Annotated in this window: 11 protein-coding genes and 1 riboswitch; of the genes, 7 read left to right on the top strand and 4 right to left on the bottom strand. The window is 54.7% G+C overall.

Features of this window, described 5'->3' with window-relative positions:
* Positions 1-15 precede the first annotated feature (15 nt).
* The 3 genes from IEY46_RS29610 (at position 16) to IEY46_RS29600 (ending at position 7,243) form a co-directional block, all read left to right on the top strand.
* Complete coding sequence (locus tag IEY46_RS29610; protein WP_188997920.1) at positions 16-2,184, top strand: alpha-galactosidase; 2,169 nt, start codon at positions 16-18, stop codon at positions 2,182-2,184.
* A gap of 132 nt (positions 2,185-2,316) precedes the next feature.
* Positions 2,317-4,644 (top strand): ATP-dependent DNA helicase, encoded by a 2,328-nt coding sequence (locus IEY46_RS29605; RefSeq protein ID WP_188997918.1) that lies wholly within the window; start codon positions 2,317-2,319, stop codon positions 4,642-4,644.
* 112 nt (positions 4,645-4,756) lie between these two features.
* Positions 4,757-4,841: riboswitch (cyclic di-GMP riboswitch) on the top strand.
* A gap of 113 nt (positions 4,842-4,954) precedes the next feature.
* Complete coding sequence (locus tag IEY46_RS29600) at positions 4,955-7,243, top strand: putative bifunctional diguanylate cyclase/phosphodiesterase (protein ID WP_188997916.1); 2,289 nt, start codon at positions 4,955-4,957, stop codon at positions 7,241-7,243.
* Between the two features lie 107 nt (positions 7,244-7,350).
* On the opposite strand, the gene IEY46_RS29595 is transcribed toward IEY46_RS29600, so the two are convergent.
* The 4 genes from IEY46_RS29595 to IEY46_RS29580 all read right to left on the bottom strand — a co-directional run bounded on the left by IEY46_RS29595 (position 7,351) and on the right by IEY46_RS29580 (position 11,229).
* Positions 7,351-8,100 (bottom strand): anti-sigma factor, encoded by a 750-nt coding sequence (locus IEY46_RS29595; RefSeq protein ID WP_188997914.1) that lies wholly within the window; start codon positions 8,098-8,100, stop codon positions 7,351-7,353.
* Positions 8,100-8,672: an RNA polymerase sigma factor gene (locus tag IEY46_RS29590; protein ID WP_188997912.1), complete on the bottom strand. Its 573-nt coding sequence runs from the start codon at positions 8,670-8,672 to the stop codon at positions 8,100-8,102. The genes IEY46_RS29595 and IEY46_RS29590 overlap by 1 nt, the downstream gene beginning before the upstream one ends.
* Before the next feature lie 149 nt (positions 8,673-8,821).
* Positions 8,822-9,631, bottom strand: coding sequence for a cupredoxin domain-containing protein (locus IEY46_RS29585; protein ID WP_229750626.1), 810 nt, complete (start codon positions 9,629-9,631; stop codon positions 8,822-8,824).
* An 11-nt stretch (positions 9,632-9,642) separates the two neighbouring features.
* Positions 9,643-11,229 (bottom strand): plastocyanin/azurin family copper-binding protein, encoded by a 1,587-nt coding sequence (locus IEY46_RS29580; RefSeq protein WP_188997908.1) that lies wholly within the window; start codon positions 11,227-11,229, stop codon positions 9,643-9,645.
* Positions 11,230-11,450: 221 nt separating this feature from the next.
* On the opposite strand from IEY46_RS29580, the gene IEY46_RS29575 reads away from it, so the two are divergent.
* From IEY46_RS29575 to IEY46_RS29560, 4 genes are all read left to right on the top strand, one after another.
* A complete protein-coding gene (locus IEY46_RS29575) occupies positions 11,451-13,448 on the top strand; it encodes an elongation factor G (protein ID WP_188997906.1) in 1,998 nt (665 codons plus the stop codon).
* Positions 13,449-13,476: 28 nt separating this feature from the next.
* Positions 13,477-14,574 carry a nitric oxide synthase oxygenase gene (locus IEY46_RS29570; RefSeq protein ID WP_188997904.1) on the top strand — a complete coding sequence of 366 codons (1,098 nt, stop codon included), beginning with the start codon at positions 13,477-13,479 and terminating at the stop codon, positions 14,572-14,574.
* 205 nt (positions 14,575-14,779) lie between these two features.
* A complete protein-coding gene (locus IEY46_RS29565) occupies positions 14,780-17,005 on the top strand; it encodes a methyl-accepting chemotaxis protein (protein ID WP_308422854.1) in 2,226 nt (741 codons plus the stop codon).
* A gap of 232 nt (positions 17,006-17,237) precedes the next feature.
* Positions 17,238-18,758 carry a spore germination protein gene (locus tag IEY46_RS29560; RefSeq protein WP_229750625.1) on the top strand — a complete coding sequence of 507 codons (1,521 nt, stop codon included), beginning with the start codon at positions 17,238-17,240 and terminating at the stop codon, positions 18,756-18,758.

Genomic DNA, 18,758 nt, shown 5'->3' with positions numbered 1-18,758 from the left:
CAGGAGGTCTATGGGATGAACGAAATCCATGAAGCTTTTACCGATGTGGTCGTCGAACCGACTGCCGACGGTTACTATATCAGCTACCGCACGGGGCTGGCCGTCTATGAAGAAATATTCGCTGGAGGGCAGCTGATGAGCGTAGGCTGGAACGGCGCCGGTTATATGAGCACAGTCATTACGTTTCCCCGCGTTCCCCGCATGGAGCCGGACAGCTTCGTGGAACCGCAAGCCTTTCAACTTGAAATGGACGGCATGTCGTTGGGATCGCATTGGCTCTGGGATGGACAAGACAAATCCACGGAAGCAGCGGGACTTCATTCGGTCATTCGGCTCAAGCACTCGCTGCGTCCCGTTACGGTAAGCATCCATACGCTGCTGGATGGGACGCCTATCGTCACCCGTTGGCTTGAGGTGACAAACGCCGGCGATCGTCCCTCGGCGCTTAGCTCGGTTTACACCTGGAGCGGCGGCTTGCAGACGACGAAAAACTGGGAGGCCTATTTGACCAAAGGGGATCCTCTTTATTCTATAGGGTATATGGGTGATTCCCGCTGGGGAGGGGAAGGACAATTCGAATGGCACCCGCTTCCAAACGCCGTCTTCGGCCTGAACCGGGGACAACGCCATCGGCATCCGATGTTTCTGATACGCAACGAGGCGACGGGAGAACATTTTATCGGGCAGATGGCATGGTCCGGCGATTACAACTTCTCCTTCGAGGTGGATGCCGATCCGGGAGGGGCAGTGCCAGGGCACGATGCCAACGCACATCTTTCCTTTAAGATCGGGCCGAAAGCACCGGCGCCGCTCCGTATGGTCGAGGCTGGAGAATCCGTGGTCAGCCCCGAGGTTCATATGGGCATGCTGTTCGGCGGATTCGATGATTGCATCCATGCGATGCATGATCATCTCCGGCAATCGGTATTCACGATTCCCGAGGCGCGGGGAAGGGGCAATTGGGTCGAGTCGGGCCTGGGAGCGGAAGTCGAGATGTCGGAAGCGATGACTTATCATCAGATTGAAGTCGCAGCAGAACTGGGCGCAGAGGTTTTCTTCATCGATGCGGGCTGGTACCTGCCTCCTGGCGACGAGCATCAGATGGGGGAACATCTGGGGGATTGGCATGTAAATACGCAGAGATATCCCGATGGTCTTAAGGGAATTCGCGAGAGGGTACATAATAAAGGGATGCTGTTCGGCTTATGGGTGGAAATCGAGCGGCTCGGAAAATTAACGGAGTTATACAAAGCGCATCCAGACTGGTTCTCGGTCGCTTACAACGGTACCAACAGCACGGGGCGTATGGGGGGCATGATCGACTTTGCCAGACCGGAGATCGCGGCTTGGGCCGAGGATGCGATGGCTCGCGTCATCGAAGAGAACGAACTGGATTTCTTCAGGCTGGATTACAATGCGGGTCATATTAAAGCGGGTGGCTATAATATACGCGAAGGTTATGCGGAAAACAGTTATTGGAGGTATTACGAAAACTTCGACAGCATCTTCGACCGGCTTCGCAAGCGGTTTCCGGAAGTCATTTTCGAGACTTGTGCAAGCGGGGGAGCCAGAACCGATATCGGGACGGTGAGACGCTTCTCTCACACCTGGGTGACAGATTGGCAGGTGGCCCCGAGGTCGTTCGCCATTACGAATGGCATGTCGATGGCGCTCCCGCCGGAGTATGTAGACAGGCTCGTCGCTGGCCAGAGCGGACATACGAGCGCCGATATTCTGTTCCAGATGAGACAGCTGCTGTTCGTCAGACCGACCATCAGCGTCTTTAATCCGCTCGGCTCGGAGCCTAATCCGAAACAATTCGCTCTCGTGCGCCATACATTGGATATTTATAAAAACTTCGTGCGGACGTTCATGAACACGGGCAGAATTTATCACCATACCCCGCAGCTCGACGGTTTCGAGCCTAAAGGTTGGGGCGTGCTGGAATTGGCTTCGAAAGAAAGGGACAAAGGGATCGCAGGCGTATTCCAGCTGTCCAATCCGAAGGAACGGGAATACGTGCTTCGTTTAAGAGGACTGGACCGTTCCAGAACGTATAAGGTAACCTGGGACAACAGCTCCCAAACGGCCGAGGTCAGCGGTTTTGCTCTGATGGAACAGGGGCTTGCCATCCGTCTGGAGGGTGCCTTGACATCGGAGGCGATCCTGTTCGAAGCGATCTAGCCGCAGGCTTGTCTCTTACTGGCAAGCGAGAGGCGTCCGCGAAGAAGGAAGAACCCTGAAGTAGCAATGAGCCTGACTCCATGGTAGAATGAAAGAACAAATGTTCTTATTGGATCGGCTTGGAGGGGTGTTATGCCGGATGTGATTCGTTTATCGGTCCGATCACTCGTTGAATATGTGTTTCGCAGCGGAAGCATCGAGTCCGGTTTTCGTACGGCGGGATCGCTGACGGAAGGGACAAAAGCCCATCAGAAGATCCAGAAGCATTATGGGGAGCTGGACCTGAGGGAAGTTTATCTAAAGACGGAGATCGTATATGACGATCTCCTTTTTGTCATTGAAGGAAGATGCGACGGCCTGCTGGCGGAAGGCGGGGACAGCGGCTCCGGAAAGGCGCCGGATGCCGCTCGTTTGACTATTGACGAAATCAAATCGACAGCGGGGGATCTGGCCGCAATCGGCGAGCATTCCTATCCCGTGCATTGGGCGCAGGCCAAATGCTATGCGTATATGGTAGCGAAGGAGCGGGAGCTGGCCAGCATCCGCGTACAGCTCACATACGTGCAGGTGGCATCGGAGGAGCAGAAGCGGTTTGCGGCGGAATTGACTTTCCGGGAGCTGGAAGCGTTCATGCTTGAGCTGGTCCGGGGCTACTATCCATTTGCCTGGCAGAAGACCGGGCATGACCGGCGGCGGAACGCCAGTCTCAAGTCACTCTTATTTCCTTTTCCCTCCTACAGGGAAGGTCAGCGGAAGCTGGCGGCTTCGGTCTATCAGAGCATTGCCGACGGACGGAAGCTGTTTGCCAAAGCGCCGACCGGTATCGGCAAGACCATGTCCACGTTGTTTCCCGCCTTGAAGGCGATCGGAGAGGGCCTGCTGCAGCGGATGATCTATTTGACCGCGAAGACGATCACCCGAACCGCCGCGGAAGAAGCTTATGGCATGCTGGTTGCGAGCGGGCTGCATCTGCATGTCGTGACGCTGACCGCCAAAGACAAGGTATGCTTCCAGGAGGAGATGAACTGCTCCAGGGAGCATTGCCCTTATGCGGACGGTTATTATGACCGCGTTAACGAAGCGCTGCTCGATATGCTCGGGAATGAAACGCTGATGACGCGCAAGCAGATCGAGCATTACGCACGCAAGCATACGGTGTGTCCGTTTGAGTTCTCGCTGGATGCCGCCTACGCCGCAGATGCGATCATCTGCGATTATAATTATGTATTCGATCCACGGGTCCAGTTGAAGCGCCTGTTGGAAGAGCAGAAGAAGCATACCGTTCTCCTTATCGACGAGGCCCATAATCTGGTGGACCGGGCGCGGGAGATGTATTCGGGCGAATTGAACAAGTCGGATTTTTTGGCTGTCCGGCGGGAATATAAAGGACGAAATGCCGGGCTTCAACGTGCAGCCAAAGCGGTGAATGACTATTTTATCGCGCTCCGCAAGCAGGTGGAGGGCAGCGGGGTACAGGTTGAGGCACAGCGGCCTGAAGGACTGCTTGAGCTGCTGGAGGATTTTGCGGAGCAGGCCCAGGGAGAATTGTTGTCAACCGGGGGGCGCGATGCAAAGCTGCTGCTGGATCTGTATTATGCAGCCCAGAGCTTTATCCGGATCGGAGCCCTGTACGACCAGCGGTATGTGACCTACGTGGAGAATCTGCGTAATGAGGTGCATATCAAGATGTTCTGCCTGGATCCTTCCCATTTGCTCAAGCAGGCCGGGAAGGGCTACCGGGCGCAAATTTTGTTCTCCGCCACGCTTTCACCGCTCCGTTATTTTATGGACATGCTCGGCGGCGATCCACAAGACGATTATTCCGTCGTTGTGCCTTCCCCTTTCGCAAGCGAGCAGCTGGAGGTTTATATCGAGCCGCTTTCGACCCGGTACCGGGACCGCGGTCAGACCCGGGAACCGATCGCCGCTCTGATCGGCAAGCTTGTGGCTGGCAATCCGGGCAACAGCCTCGTTTTCTTCCCTTCCTACGCCTATATGAACGATATCTATGAGCTGTTCACGGCGCAATTTCAATGGAGAACCATGATCCAGACGGCAGGGATGGCGGAGGAGGAACGCGAGGCTTTCCTGAAGGCCTTCGAGGCGGAAAGTCCGGAGCCGCTTGTTGCTTTTGCTGTCATGGGCGGCATCTTCTCTGAAGGAATAGACCTGGTAGGGGACCGTTTGACTGCCGTTGTGGTGGTGGGAGTGGGACTGCCGCAGATCGGGCTGGAGCGCGATATTATCAAAGGTTATTTCGACATGCAAGGCAAGGACGGCTTCGCCTATGCTTATGTCTTCCCGGGAATAAACAAAGTTCTGCAAGCGGGAGGACGGCTGATCCGCTCCGAACAGGACAGGGGTACGCTGATGCTGATTGATGACCGTTATTTCGAGCCGCGCTATCAGCGCCTGCTGCCGCCCGAATGGAAGTCAGAGGATGACCATTCTCCTATATAGGAGAGTTAATATTATATAGACAGAGTATTTATGCCCGTCTATAATGGTAATATATACTTATTTGATAGTCTGTTAGCCCTATCTGAACCAGGACCAACCTACATACTTATCCTATTGTAAAAGGCAAACTTATTGAAAAATAAGGACGCAAAGTCATGGGCCTAAAGCGTTATCGCAATGGCTGCCAGACCGCCGTTGTGGAGAATGATCTGCATCTTGGCGGATCGTTCTTTTTTTTTGTCTGTTTTAGATCCTAACCCTCCGTCGACCGTCCCCCGTGATCTATACACAAGTAAAGGAGAATAGGAGAATGGATTTGCACGCCAATAGAAGGAAATGGTTGATCGTACTTATCGTTTTTTTTATGCTTCAAGGGCTGATGACCCTCCTGCTTGCCGATTATCCTGGATGGCTGGCGTTCATACACGTCTTTCCTGCCGGAGCAGCGTGGCTTCTATTGTGGTCGGCTGCCAGGCGGCGGCAGATCAGAAACGTTCAGTTGTTCTGGCGTTTCATGTCCTGGGGATGTTGTTGTTATATGGCTGCCCAGCTTATATGGTGCTACTACTATATGGTGAAGCAGATCGACCCGCCGATTCCCGGTGCGGCGGACCTGCTGTGGGTTGCCCAGGGCGTTTTATTTATTTTTGCCATATGTTATCTCATGAGCAAGAACAGAAATGTCTATCGGGGCATGCGGTTTGTATTTGATTCTCTTACCTGGCTGGTCATTCTGACGGTGGTGGCCTGGGAACTGATCTTCCGTGCTGTCGTGCAGCAATTTCAACTGGAGGATTCCCTCGCGGGCTTTGTGCTGATGGCTGTGTACCAATTATCTTGTCTGGTTTTCTTGTGTATATTGTTGATTCTGTCTTTTGCTTACAGGGAGCTTCTGCCAAGACGGGCGATGAGGCTGCTGGAACTTAGTGCGGTATTCCTGACCCTGGGAAATAGCGGCTACCTGCTTATGTATATCCATGATACGTATCAGTTTGGCGGGATATATGATTTATTTATGGGAGCGGCGTTATTAATAATGGCATCAGCAGGCCTCTACGCCCTGGAGCCATCGCCGGCCGTACAACAGGAAACTGGGAGAGACCAAAGGCGCTGCTATTATATTCGGTTTATTTTCCCTTACGCGTGTCTGACTGTGCTTCTGCTAGTGGAGTTGATCAGGATCCAGCCGAAGGACAGCATTATTATTGGCGGGGGAGTAATCATCCTCCTGATTATAATCCGCCAGATCATGGTCCTGCTGGAGAACCGGGCGTTAATGGAACGGCTGAAAACTACGCTTGCGCGGGCGGAGTTTCTGGCCAATCATGATGATCTGTCGGGACTTCCGAATCGGCGCTTCTTCGCGGAGCAGGTAGCCAAAGGGCTTAAGAGCCTGGAGAAAAACGGGCAGCAGAAGCGGCTGCTCTCGGTGATGTTTCTCGATTTGGACCGCTTCAAATACATTAACGACAGTTACGGACATGAGGTGGGGGATCAGTTCATTCAGTTAATCGCCGCCCGTTTAGTCCAATTGAAAGATGACCGTATGACAATCGCCAGACAGGGAGGAGATGAATTTATAATACTTTTTACGGATGCGGCCTCCCAGGAGGAAGTGTCGGAACGCGCAAAGCAGTTGATTGCCGCGTTTAATATTCCGTTTCAAATGGAAAAGGGGGAAATCCGGACGGCGGTAAGCATCGGTGTTGCCGTCTATCCCAAGGATGGCCGGACGCCGCTGGAGTTGATGAAAAAAGCGGATATGGCGCTGGACAAGGCGAAGGCGCTTGGAGGCAACAGAAGAACCTTCTACTCCGAAGAAATGGTGGATGCGGTCACCCGCAAATTAGCTGTGGAGCTGGCGCTCCGCCATGCGCTGGAACAGGAAGAATTCCAGCTTTATTATCAGCCGCAGATCCGTTCTTGCGATGGGAAGCTGGTTGGGGTTGAGGCGCTGATCCGCTGGCGTACAGGGGAAGGCGAGCTGGTCTCCCCCGGAGAATTTATCCCGCTGGCTGAAGAGACCGGTTTGATTGTTCCCATAGGGGAGTGGGTGATACGGACCGCCTGCTGCCAGGCGGTTAGCTGGCAGTGCGGCGGGAAAGCCGATTTTCAGATGTCTGTCAATGTATCGCCCCGGCAGTTTCAAGAGCCTGATTTTGTCCATCGGGTATCCGCCATTCTGGAGGAGACGAAGCTTTCCCCTGAATGTCTGGTCTTGGAAATTACGGAGGGCATCTCCATTCAGGAGGAGGAGCGGACTGTTGCCATGCTGACCGCTCTCAAGGAGATCGGCGTGCAGATTTCCATGGATGATTTTGGTACCGGATATTCATCGCTGAGCTATTTGCACCGGTTCCAGGTGGACTCTCTGAAAATTGCACAGTCCTTTATAGGCGGAATATTCAACAGTTCGAGTCAGGCCGCTATCGTCAAAGCGATTCTGGCTATGGCGGGAAGTTTAAATCTCAAGGTGATCGCGGAAGGCGTGGAGACGAAGGAGCAGTTTGAGTTTCTGCAAGCGAACGGCTGCGATTGGATACAAGGGTATTATTTCTATAGACCGCTTACTAAGGAACAGGTTGAGCGGCTGCTCTGAATAAGAAGCGGGCTGAACCGCCATAAAGCTGGAATCAATAAAGGAGGACATCCGCATAAAGGGATGTCCTCCTCTGTCTGCCGGGAGATCATCCCGATGGAAAGGGGTTATGCTGAACCGAATATTTTGATGCCGCGCGGCTGGTCGCCACGGTCGTCCGGCTCAAGCGTGATGCCGATTGCATCAAAGACAAGCGTGTCTGCGGCGATGGGCATGGAGAGCAAGCCGATTCCCTTGTCGGCGACACGGAATGTGCCTGCGCTGCTGCGCTTGCCATCCTTGACCAGCCACACCTGATAAGCTTGTTCGCTGCCGGTTTGCGGTGCCCCGAATACATAAACAACAAACTGTTTGTCCTTCCCGTTATCTACGATACAGGCAACTCCATAAGCTTGGGCTGCGTCTGCGGTTTGCGGCTGCAGAGGGATCAGCTGCCTGATCTGGGCGGCAGGCACTGTCAGAGCCTGCTCGATGGTGGTTATCGATTCGGTTCTGTCCCGGTACAGCTGCACATTCCAGATGGTGCCGAGGAGGAAGAGGACAGCCAGCGCCCCGGCCGCGAGAGCATAGAAGGTCTGTTTGCTTCTTAACCTTCTTCCCGCAATTGACCGCATCCCCTTCATCTCCGCCGCTCTTGCGGCATCCATCACCTGCTGCTTTAAATCTTCGGGTGGTTCCATATGCTCCATGTCGGCGGGAAGCGCCTCCCATACAAATCGAAGTTCGTTGATTTCCATCTGACACGCTTCGCAGTGGGTGAGATGACGCTCGAAGGCCAATTGCTCCTCCCCGGAGAGCAGGCCGGAGATATAGTCCAGGCACAAGTCGCATTGAGGCTGCGGTCGCTCATCTCGCATCATATTCCCTCCCCACTCTCAAGCAGATGTCTGCGTAATATTTTTAAAGCCTGGTGAAGACGGTTTTTGACCGTGCCGAGCGGCTGATTGTAGAGAAGAGCCAGCTCGGTTAAGCTGTAGCCCTGCCAATAAAAGTGCTCAAGGAGCATAATCTGCTGCTTGGACAAATGACAATAGGCATCGCGTATTTGTTCCTTAAGTGACTCCCGTTCCGCCCGGTCCTCCGGCGAAGCCGAATACGTGTCCGGGAGCTGTTCCAGCCGCCCGGGGAAAACAGAGGCCACCCCCGCATCCTCCCGGCGCTTCCGGCGCTGCCAGTCCGTTGTGATGTTGCGGGTGATCGTCAGCAGCCAGCTGGTAAAACGGCCTTTGTTCTGATCATATTCCGATTCGGTGGTCCATAGCCGGATAAATACGGATTGGACGATCTCCCGGGCGGCCTGCTCATCCCTGAGGGCTTTCCAGGCGAAGGAATAAATTAAGGCGGAATAGCGGTCGTAAAGGATAGAAAGCGCCGAATGCCGTTTGTGTTTAATCAGCAGCATCAGTTCGTAATCGGAAAGATTCTGCATAACGGATGCCCTCCGGACTATTTTCTTTAACCTTATAGAATGTATAAGTTTCACGCTTATAAATTTCTATAAGGTCTAAGGGAAGAAACTGACTTTGCCGTCAGAGGACGGCGCAGCCGGTTCCTCTTGAGCAGGCTCCAGGAGAGCTCCTACTTGTCGGCTGTTACGATAATTGTACCCTTCATGGCCGGATGCGGCGAGCAATAATAGGAAAATTCGCCTGCCTTGGAAAATGTGACCGGCTTGGCTTCATCCTGACCCAACAGGTCGGTATCAAAGGAGTCGTCATCGGCCGTCGCGCTGTGGCGGACCTCATCTTTATTGATGAATTTCACGATGTCTCCGGCCTTGATCGCAAGCTTGCTTGGCGAGTACGCGAAGTCCACAATTTCCACCACATATACCTTGCCGGTTTGGTCCTTGCTTGCCGGTTTGTTGTTGTCTTTATTGTCCGCTGCAGGCGCCGGGGCAGAAGGCTTATCTTCCTTTTGGTCCCCGGGCTTCTTCCCAGGGGAGGAGTCCACCTGTTTAGCTGGTTCGCTGCCTTTTGACGTTCCCGGTTTTGAGTCTGGAGAGGTATTGTCCCCGCTGCCATTCGCTGTCCCTGGCTTTGAAGCCGGGTGGGCGGGGGATTTGGGGTTATCATCCCCTCCATCGTGCCAGGCGGCTGAAGGTTCGCTTTCAGGAGCCCCCTCCTTGGTTTTGCTGTCATTTCCGTTGTTGCTTCTATTGTCGTTGGCTTTTTCGTTGCCGCTTCGGGCACCGTTGTCGGCGGCTGCGGCAGAGTCGTCATTGTTGCCTGCTGCGGTTTCCGTTTCCGGTGCGGCCGCCTCTTGGACGGCATTATGGCGGTTATGGTTCTCCGCCGGCTCTTCACTCCCGCTGCCGCATGCTGCCAGAAGCAGCATGCCGAGCAGTACGACCAGAGTCAAAGCAATCCGATAGAAAGGGTTCCTCATATGCGGTCCGCTCATTTCACAATAATCTGGCCGGTCATGAATTTTTTGTGCGGCTCGCAGAAATAATCATAGGTTCCCGCGTTGTTCAGCGTTATGGTGAAGGTATCGCCTTTGGCCAGCAGCGGTGTGGCGAAGCTGCCGTCAACGGCGACGGCGTTATGCTTCATGTCGTCAAAATTGGTGAACACGATAGAGGAACCGGCCTCCACGGTAAGCGGACCGGTGCCGAACGAAAACTCTTTAATATAGACATGATAAGTTTTGGCCTGAGGCGCTGTTGTGCCTGTAAATTTGGCGGGATCGATGACAAACCACAGCTTATTGACATCCTGCCCTTTGATGTCGCCGTGAGCCTGGTCCTGAATGAAATAGTAGAGCGGGTAACCCTTGTATGTGGACTGCTTGCTCCCGTCGGCCCGAGTGATCATGCCGAGATCCGCGGATGCGACACCAGTGGGCGCACTTTTTCCGGAAGCCTTGTAGGCGGGCCAGTTTGTCAGGCAGTTTCCTTCGCAAGCGCTTTTTTGAGGGGTATCTTTGTCAAAGTAATACAGCGTGCGTCCCTGATCATCCGTCAGGTAATTGCCGAGTTCGGAGGCGGTGCCGAGCATGACGGAATAATCGGATTTGGCGGTGAACCAGACGCCGCCAACTGCTTCGCCAAGCACGTCGCCCGCAACCTCATCCTTGGCAAAATAATAGAGCGGCCAGCCTTTGTATGCGGTCTGTCTGGTCCCGTCCCCGCGAGTCAGCGTCGAAAAATCACCAGCGTTCAGCATGGCGGGAATTTGCAGCTGGTCCGCATAATAAATCGGCCAGGCCTTCAGGCAGTCGCCTTGGCAGGCATCGGGATTTTCGGCATCCTTAGTGAAGAAATACAGGGTATGGCCTGCCTGATCCGTAAAATAGGTCCCCAGCTTGTCATTCTGATGAAGGCTGATCCGTTCACCTTGAGGAAGAACGGCGGAATCAGGGAGCATACCGTCCGCCTGCAGCATCTCGAACAAGGAGTGCCCATGAGCGGTAGCGGCGCTTAAAGCCTCGACGAGGGCTGACGCAATATGCGCATTCGTCAGGGATGCCGTGCCGGCGATTTGCCCGAGCCCTTTGGTTTCGGCGAAGATTTCGGTATCCGCGTACGTATAAGCGGTTCCGGATGGATAACCCATTACCTCCAGCAGCACCTTGTACAGCTGCTGGGAACTAATGGGGGCCGATGGATCGAATTGTCCTTTGCCTGTGCCGGACCAGCCCAGCTCGGGATGGTTTTTGAGATAGGCGAGTACGGATTGGTTGGCTTTGCCCACCAGCTTGGCGTCATTGAAGCTGTCCGTGCCGGTATAGGAAAGTGCCTTATCCAATTGGCCCTGCAGCCGGAGCGAAATAATGGCCGCCTGCAGCCGCGTGGACGTTTTGTCCAAATAGGAAGCGCTTACGCCATCTCCGTCACCAAGCAGCAAGCCCAAGCGGGATGCGGTGTCCGCATCGGAGGTCACGCCCCCGGATCCTGTTTCGGCCGAAGCGCCGATAGCGGGGAGCAGCAGGATTGCAAACAACGACAATACAAGCCATAACGACCCAAATCTGACCTTTGTCATTAAAATAGCCTCCTCTATAATTACGTTCATATGGAGCTAACGAACGCCGCGGACAAACGGTTTGAGCCTTTAGAGGGTTTTGTTGAAATTATTTTTTTTAGCTGAAAACGATAGGGCGTTTTTCCATGTCCGACAGAGGGAGTTGGCCGCTGGCTTGTCGCTTCTTCCTCTTGGCATGCGTTATAATAGAGACATTGAGGATGAGGGGATGAACGGGACAAATGGGGCATCAGCAGCAAGCCATGCGCAATGTTGGTATATTCGCCCACGTAGATGCGGGGAAAACGACAACGACGGAACAAATGCTGTATTTAAGCGGTCAATTACGTGCGCTGGGCAGCGTCGATTCGGGAACTTCCCAGACGGATTGGCTGGATGTCGAACGGGAGCGCGGCATATCGGTGCGTTCCGCGGTGACCGGCCTGATGTGGAAGGGGACACATATCAATCTGGTGGACACCCCGGGACATATTGATTTTCTCTCCGAGGTGGAGCGTTCCCTGCGTGTTATGGACGGGGCGGTGCTGATTGTTTCGGCGGTTGAGGGCGTTCAGGCACAGACCGAGGTGATTTGGCACGCGCTGCGCGAGCTGTCGGTTCCCACCTTGATTTATATAAACAAAATGGACCGTGTCGGGGCGGATGCGCCCGGTGTATTGAAGCAGATCGGCAAGCTGCTGTCGCATGGAGCCGTTCCCGTCCAGGCGCCGGACGGAGCGGAGGGCGGATTTGCCGGATCGCGGGATCTGTTGGCGGAGGACGCGGGTGAGCCAGACAGCTGGTCAGCCTATTACCAGGACCTGATGGTGGAGACAATCGCGGAACGCGATGAGGCACTAACTCTCGCCTACCTGGAGGGCAGCGAGCTGCCAGCCAGTTGGCTGCTGCCCATTCTGGAAGAGGGGGTCCGGCACTCGGAGCTGTTTCCCGTCTTATTCGGGGCATCCAACAGGGGGGTCGGCGTGACGGAGCTCTTGGATGCGGTGGTACGTCTTCTGCCTCCGCCGGAAGGCTCCGAGGATGCGCCGGTATCCGGCGTGGTGTTCAAGATAGAGAAAGATCAGGCTATGGGCAAAATCGCGTATGTCCGGCTCTACGATGGCGTAATCCGCAACCGGGATACGCTGGTTAACCATACCCGGGGTCTGCAGGATAAGGTCACCCAGATCCGCCGGGTTCACGGGCAGAAGACCGAGGACACCGGCCTGCTGGCTGCCGGCGGTATCGCGGCCGTCTATGGTCTTAACCGGGCCCGGATCGGCGATATTCTGGGCTTGCCAGGCCGTGTGCCCGGGGAGCAGCGGCTTGCCGTACCGCTGCTGACCGTACAGGTCCAGTGGCGCAATGAAGCGGAATATCCGGCTGTAGTCGCCGCTTTTGCGGAGCTGGCCGATGAAGACCCGCTGTTGGACCTGCAGTGGCTGCAGGATGAGCGCGAGCTGCATCTTAAAGTCATGGGTCCCATTCAGATGGAGGTGCTGTCGCATCTGATGCGCAGCCGTTTCGGACTTGGAGTAACCTTTGGCGCTCCATCGGTTATTTATAAGGAGACGCCCGCTTCAGCCGGCGAAGGTTATATTGCATATCTGATGCCCAAGCCTTGCTGGGCGATTCTGCGCTTTCTGATCGAACCGGCAGAGCGGGGCAGCGGTCTCGCCTATTCTTCCAGGGTGCGGGGCGAGCAGCTGACAGAGAGCTACCAGAACGAAGTGGCGCGGCGCGTGCCGGAGGCGCTCTCCCAGGGCTTGCTGGGCTGGGAAGTGACAGATCTGCGGGTCACCCTGCTGGAGGGGGAACATCATGTGTGGCACACGCATCCGCTGGATTTTGTGATTGCCACGCCAATGGGTATCATGAATGGGCTGGCCCATGTCGGCACAAAGCTGCTGGAGCCGATGCTGAGATTCCGCCTGTCGATACCGGAGGAATACGGGGGCAAGCTGCTCGGCGAGCTGGTCGTCATGCGGGGAGAATTCGATGCGCCGGTGGTGCGCCAGGAGCGGATGGAAATAGAAGGGCTGCTGCCGGTAGCGACCACGCTGGATTTTCCGGCCCGACTCGGCTCGCTTACCAGAGGAAGGGGAACGCTGTCCACCTTCTTCCACGGCTACCGGGAATGTCCGCCGGACGTCCATGTGGAGCGTGTCCGCAGAGGGGTCAATCCACTGGATCAGTCCAAGTATATATTGGCGGTACGCAATGCCTTGACGCAGAATTAACGATCTTATACAGAGGGCAGGTCTCTATATGCGACAAACAAGTATTATTGACACCAGGCAGCGCATGGAGGAGGCTGCTTCATTCATTCATAGCTGTTACAGCGAGCTGGGCAAGTCCGGGCCTGAGGCCGAGAGGCGGCTGGCGGAGATCGCCGCGAGCATCGGAAGCGGCGGAAGCTACGAGCATACTCCCGAGGAGCTGTCCTATGGGGCAAAAATGGCCTGGCGCAACAGCAACCGATGCATCGGCCGTTTCTTCTGGGAAACGCTGACGATCCAGGATGCCCGCAAGGCAAAGACTGAGGAAGAAATCGCCGAGGCTTTGCTGGATCATATTGATTATGCCACCAATGAAGGCAAAATACGTCCGGTTGTTACCGTCTTCTCCCCAGAGGGGGAGGACCGCGGGGAGAAAATCCGGATCCGCAATCACCAGCTGATTCGTTATGCAGGCTATCAAACAAGCACCGGGGTTGTCGGGGATCCGGCCTCTGTGGCGTTCACCGATCTGTGCCATGAGCTGGGCTGGAGAGGAGCGGGCTCGGCGTTTGACCTGCTGCCTCTTGTTATTCAAATCGGCGGGCGCGTACCCAAATGGTTTGCCATTCCGGAGCATTTGGTGCTAAGAGTGCCGATTGTGCATCCCGATGTGGATGGCTTGGCGGAGCTCGGCCTGGAGTGGTATGCGGTTCCCATTGTCTCGGATATGGCGCTGGAGATCGGAGGTATCCGGTATACGGCTGCTCCCTTTAATGGCTGGTACATGGGGACGGAGATCGGCGCCCGCAATCTGGCGGACGATTTCCGTTATAATATGCTGCCTCAAGTCGCAGATAAGATGGGGCTGGACACCAGCCGGGACTCCTCGCTGTGGCGGGACCGGGCTTTGGTGGAGCTTAATGTGGCGGTTCTGCATTCGTTTAAACACAGGGGTGTAACGATTGTGGATCATCATACGGCGAGCAAGCAGTTTGGTCACTTCGTCCAGAAGGAGACGCAAAGCGGCCGCCCGGTCACTGGAAGATGGTCGTGGCTGATTCCGCCGCTTTCTCCAGCTGCGACCTCTGTCTTCCATCAACGCTATGATGATCGGGTGCTAAAGCCGAACTTTTTTCACAACGATTAGACATAACATCTGATGGTAGATTAATTGCAGAATCAAATAGATCCATACTCCTCTATATCAGTAATGCGCCGAAAGGCGCATTTTTTATTATATATCCTTGGATTTTGATCCTATTCTCACTGAAAAATTTAAAATACTGCGTATTTTGACCCAATTTATGTTATAATTTCTGACATAAAAAGCAGATTGCCAAAGAGAGATGGGGATGCCGATGTTTAAGGGGTTGGGATGGCGCAAGGGACTGCCCTTATGGTGGTCTTGTCGGCTGAACGCTGATCTGGAGGAGGATGTCGCAGATAGCTTTGAAGGGATTGCAGACACCCGGATGGATCTGCTGCAGTCATGGACAGCGGAATATTGGGATCATCTGGACCGGCTGTCCGGACAACTGTCTGCCATGAGGCGGGGATCTTCCATTCCAAGCGGGGACAATCAGGCGGCCTGGGAGCATTTATTCGCGGGAACCCGCAGCCGGGCAGCCGATTTCTCGGAAATTTTCCTGTTGAATGCAAATGACAAGGTGATTTTCTCCACCTGCGAGCAGCATCGGGGACAGGATTATTGTGAGGGTGCCCTAATTATGGACGGAATCCGCTATTCCAGGGAAATAGCGGAGGGGCGCAAATGTCTGTTTGGGCCTTACCGGGATCCATGGACACTGACGATCGGCCCCAGCTCTTCCTCTTTTCACGACCAAATGACGCTTCTCTTTATCGTTCCGGTAGTGGAAGATGGCGTCTGGTGCGGCGCGCTTTGCGGCCGGGTCCCCAATGATGTTGTCGGCGATCTCATCCAGCGCGAATCCGGCCATGTATATCCGGATTCCGGTGATAACTATCTGTTTATGGCAAAGCCCGGGCTCCAGACACATATCGCACCGGGAACGGCACTTTCCCGCAGCCGGTTCGAGGACCGGACCTTCACGCACGGGGAGAACCTGAAGGACGGAGTGACGACGGACTGGGGAACGGTATCGGTGAAAGAGCATACGGAGCTGGAAATCATCTTCACCGATCCGGCTACGGGCCAGCTTCATCCGGGTGTTGCCCGTACGATCCGAAACGGCAGCAACTTGTTCGTCGGATTCCCCGGCTACTCCGACTATCGGCATATTCCCGTGATTGGCAAAGGGGTCACGTTCCAGCTGCCCCATTGTCCCGACCTGTGGGGCATGATGTGCGAAGGCGATCTGGAGGAGGTGTACCGGATCCGCAGCATGAAATGGACCCCGTTCAGGCATCTGCTGGGCTGGGTCACCATGCTGGGCGTCCTGGGCGGAGCGCTGGGTTATCTGCTGGCGGGACATGTCGGAAAGCTCCACGAGGCGCTGATAATCGGAGCCTTCAACCTGCTGATGGGACTTGTCATGATCGCATCGCTTCATACTAAAGTCAGCAACCGGGTCGTCCATCAGCTGCGCCGGCTGAACCGGTTTATCCGGATCAATGCCGAAGGCAAAGGCGACCTGACCCAGCGGCTGGAACCTGCTTCGTTCGACAACAATGAAACGCGGGAACTGTCCAAATGGGTGAATAATATGATTGATTCCCTGGAAGGCATCATGCTTCAGGTCAAACTGGCTTCGGCTGATGTTTTGAGCAGCCAGCGCCTGCTCAGCGATTCAACTTTTGCAACGGCCGGGGCGACGGAGCGGGTAAGCGGGAAGGTCAGCGACATGCTTCTGAGTATCCGCAGCCAGCTGCAGGACATTGATATTGCCAAGAATGTGGCTGGAGAGATGCGGGAAACGCTGCGGATGCTGGAGAACAAAGCTTCGGAGCAGATCGGGATTGCCCAGGGGGAATTGGTGCGGATCGGGGATAAGATGGTGCAGATTTCCGATAAGGTGGCTCACACCCACGGGACGATTGAAGCATTCATGCAGACGGCAAACGAGATCCGCAATGTGCTGCATGTTATTGAGGAGATCTCTGCACAGACACAGCTGCTGGCGCTGAATGCTTCCATTGAGGCGGCAAGGGTCGGCGAGCAGGGACGGGGGTTTGCAGTCGTAGCTGCGGAAATCAGGAAACTTGCTGATCTGACCCGCCAATCGACGGAGGAGGTCCACGGCATTGTGCGCAATATTTACCGCAGCGCCCAGGATGCGACAACCACCATGGCGGAAGGAACGCGGGTAGTCGGCGAAGGCAATGAGCTGGTTGCGGCGGCTTCGGACATACTCAGAAGCGCGGGCGCGGATGAATCGCTCAAAACGCAAATTATTGATGAAGTTGTGATCTTGATGGAGAAGATCGCCAGCGTCAGCAAGGATAACCGCAGCATCTCCAAAGAAGTAGAGAGCAATGTCCGGGAGCTTCAGGCGGGCTTCATGAATGTCCGCCATACTTCTGGTCACGTGGAGGCGATTACCGCATTTCTGCAGCAGCTGGTCGGACAGTTTCAGCTCACCGAGAAACGCAGAAGATAGGCTTTCCAGGTAAGGCAGGGCGCAATGAGAAGGTGCACGGGCCACCAGGTAACACCCTTCTATAATCGAAGGCAGGACGCTGCCGCAGATTCATAGAAGGGTGTTTTGCTGCGCTGATATATCGTAGAGAGGTCGCTGCATGCCAGCGGGCCGCAATAGAAAGCTGATTATTCAGACCTGTTTATGGCAACGATAAGAACAAGACTACATGATGACCATAAGGAAGGACTCTATGAGCAATGCTTCAGATATGAACCATGATAGGCTGGCATCCAACCTTGAAGACAACCGGAATCGCCTTCAGGAGAGATACCGGAATTGCTGCGATTTTATTGTTCAGGACTGCCCGCGTACTACGGCACTTTCAGGTTTTCTAGTCTATTTTGACGGACTCGTTAGTGATGAGCGGATTAATGAAATCCGCGAGACGCTCGCTGGTCTGGGATCTGGAGAAGCACTAACCGGTGGCGGTGCTGAACAGGCGGTACAAGAGAAAATAGGCGATATGTCGAGCAGTGTTATCCACACCTTCACAGAGCTCGCCGATGCAATCACGATCGGCAATGCTGTGCTGCTGACTAACGGATCCTCCGAAGGGTACACCTTCGCGCTGGCGGAGTGGAGAAAAAGAGCGATTGATGAACCGATGGCGGAATCCGTTGTCCGGGGGCCGCGGGAAGGTTTCACGGAAGCATTTAATGATAATCTCGCAATGATCCGGCGCAAAGTAAGGACGCCTGATTTGAAGATGAAGCGGCATGAGCTTGGATTATATACAAAAACAAGGGTCGCCATCGCCTATGTGGAAGGGTTAGTGGAGCCTGCTTTAATTGAGGAAGTCGAGAGAAGGCTCGCGCGCATCGAAGTAGACAGTATTTTGGAGAGCGGCAATATTGAGGAATTCATTGAAGACCAGCCCTACTCTCCTTTTCCGCAAATGGTTGCCACTGAGCGGCCTGACACTGCTTGCGCCAATCTGTTGGAGGGGCGGTTTGTCATTCTGACCGACGGCACCCCCTTCGCTCTGGTTGCCCCCATTTCATTCTTCTCCTTGCTGCAATCTCCGGAGGATTATTACCAACGGTATATGATATCCACGATGGTCCGCTGGCTGCGGTATCTTTTTTTCTTTGTGGCGCTTCTTGCTCCTTCGGTCTATGTGGCGATTCTTACCTATCACCAGGAAATGATCCCTACTTCCCTGATGCTGAGTGTTGCAGGTTCCAGAGAAGAGATTCCTTTTCCGGCACTGGTGGAAGCATTCATTATGGAAATCATGTTTGAGGCGCTGCGGGAAGCAGGCGTCCGCCTGCCTAAACAAGTAGGGGCGGCGGTCAGTATCGTTGGCGCGCTGGTCATCGGACAGGCGGCAACATCGGCAGGACTGGTTTCTTCGCCTATGGTCATGGTGGTGGCCATTACAGGGATTGCCTCGTTCATGCTTCCGCATTATACGCTCGGAATCGCTGTACGCATGCTTCGTTTTCCGATCATGCTGTTGGCCGGCATGTTGGGGCTCCTGGGTATTCTCCTGGCCATGGTTGCCATCGGCATCCATTTGTGCTCACTGCGTTCCTTCGGCATTCCCTACTTCTCGCCGATGGCTCCCGCTATGAGGGGAGAGTGGAAGGATGTACTGGCAAGAGTGCCTGCCTGGAGTCCATCCCGAAGACCGAAAATGACGGGATTCGGCGGAGGTCTACGCAGAGGAAAAGGTATGCGTCCGGCGGTTCCCCGGAAAAAAGGGGAGTGA

The sequence above is a fragment of the Paenibacillus nasutitermitis genome, from assembly GCF_014641075.1.
GTDB lineage: Bacteria > Bacillota > Bacilli > Paenibacillales > Paenibacillaceae > Paenibacillus_Z > Paenibacillus_Z nasutitermitis.
Note: the sequence above shows the minus strand (reverse complement) of the source record. Positions and strands in the feature narration are given on the sequence as shown.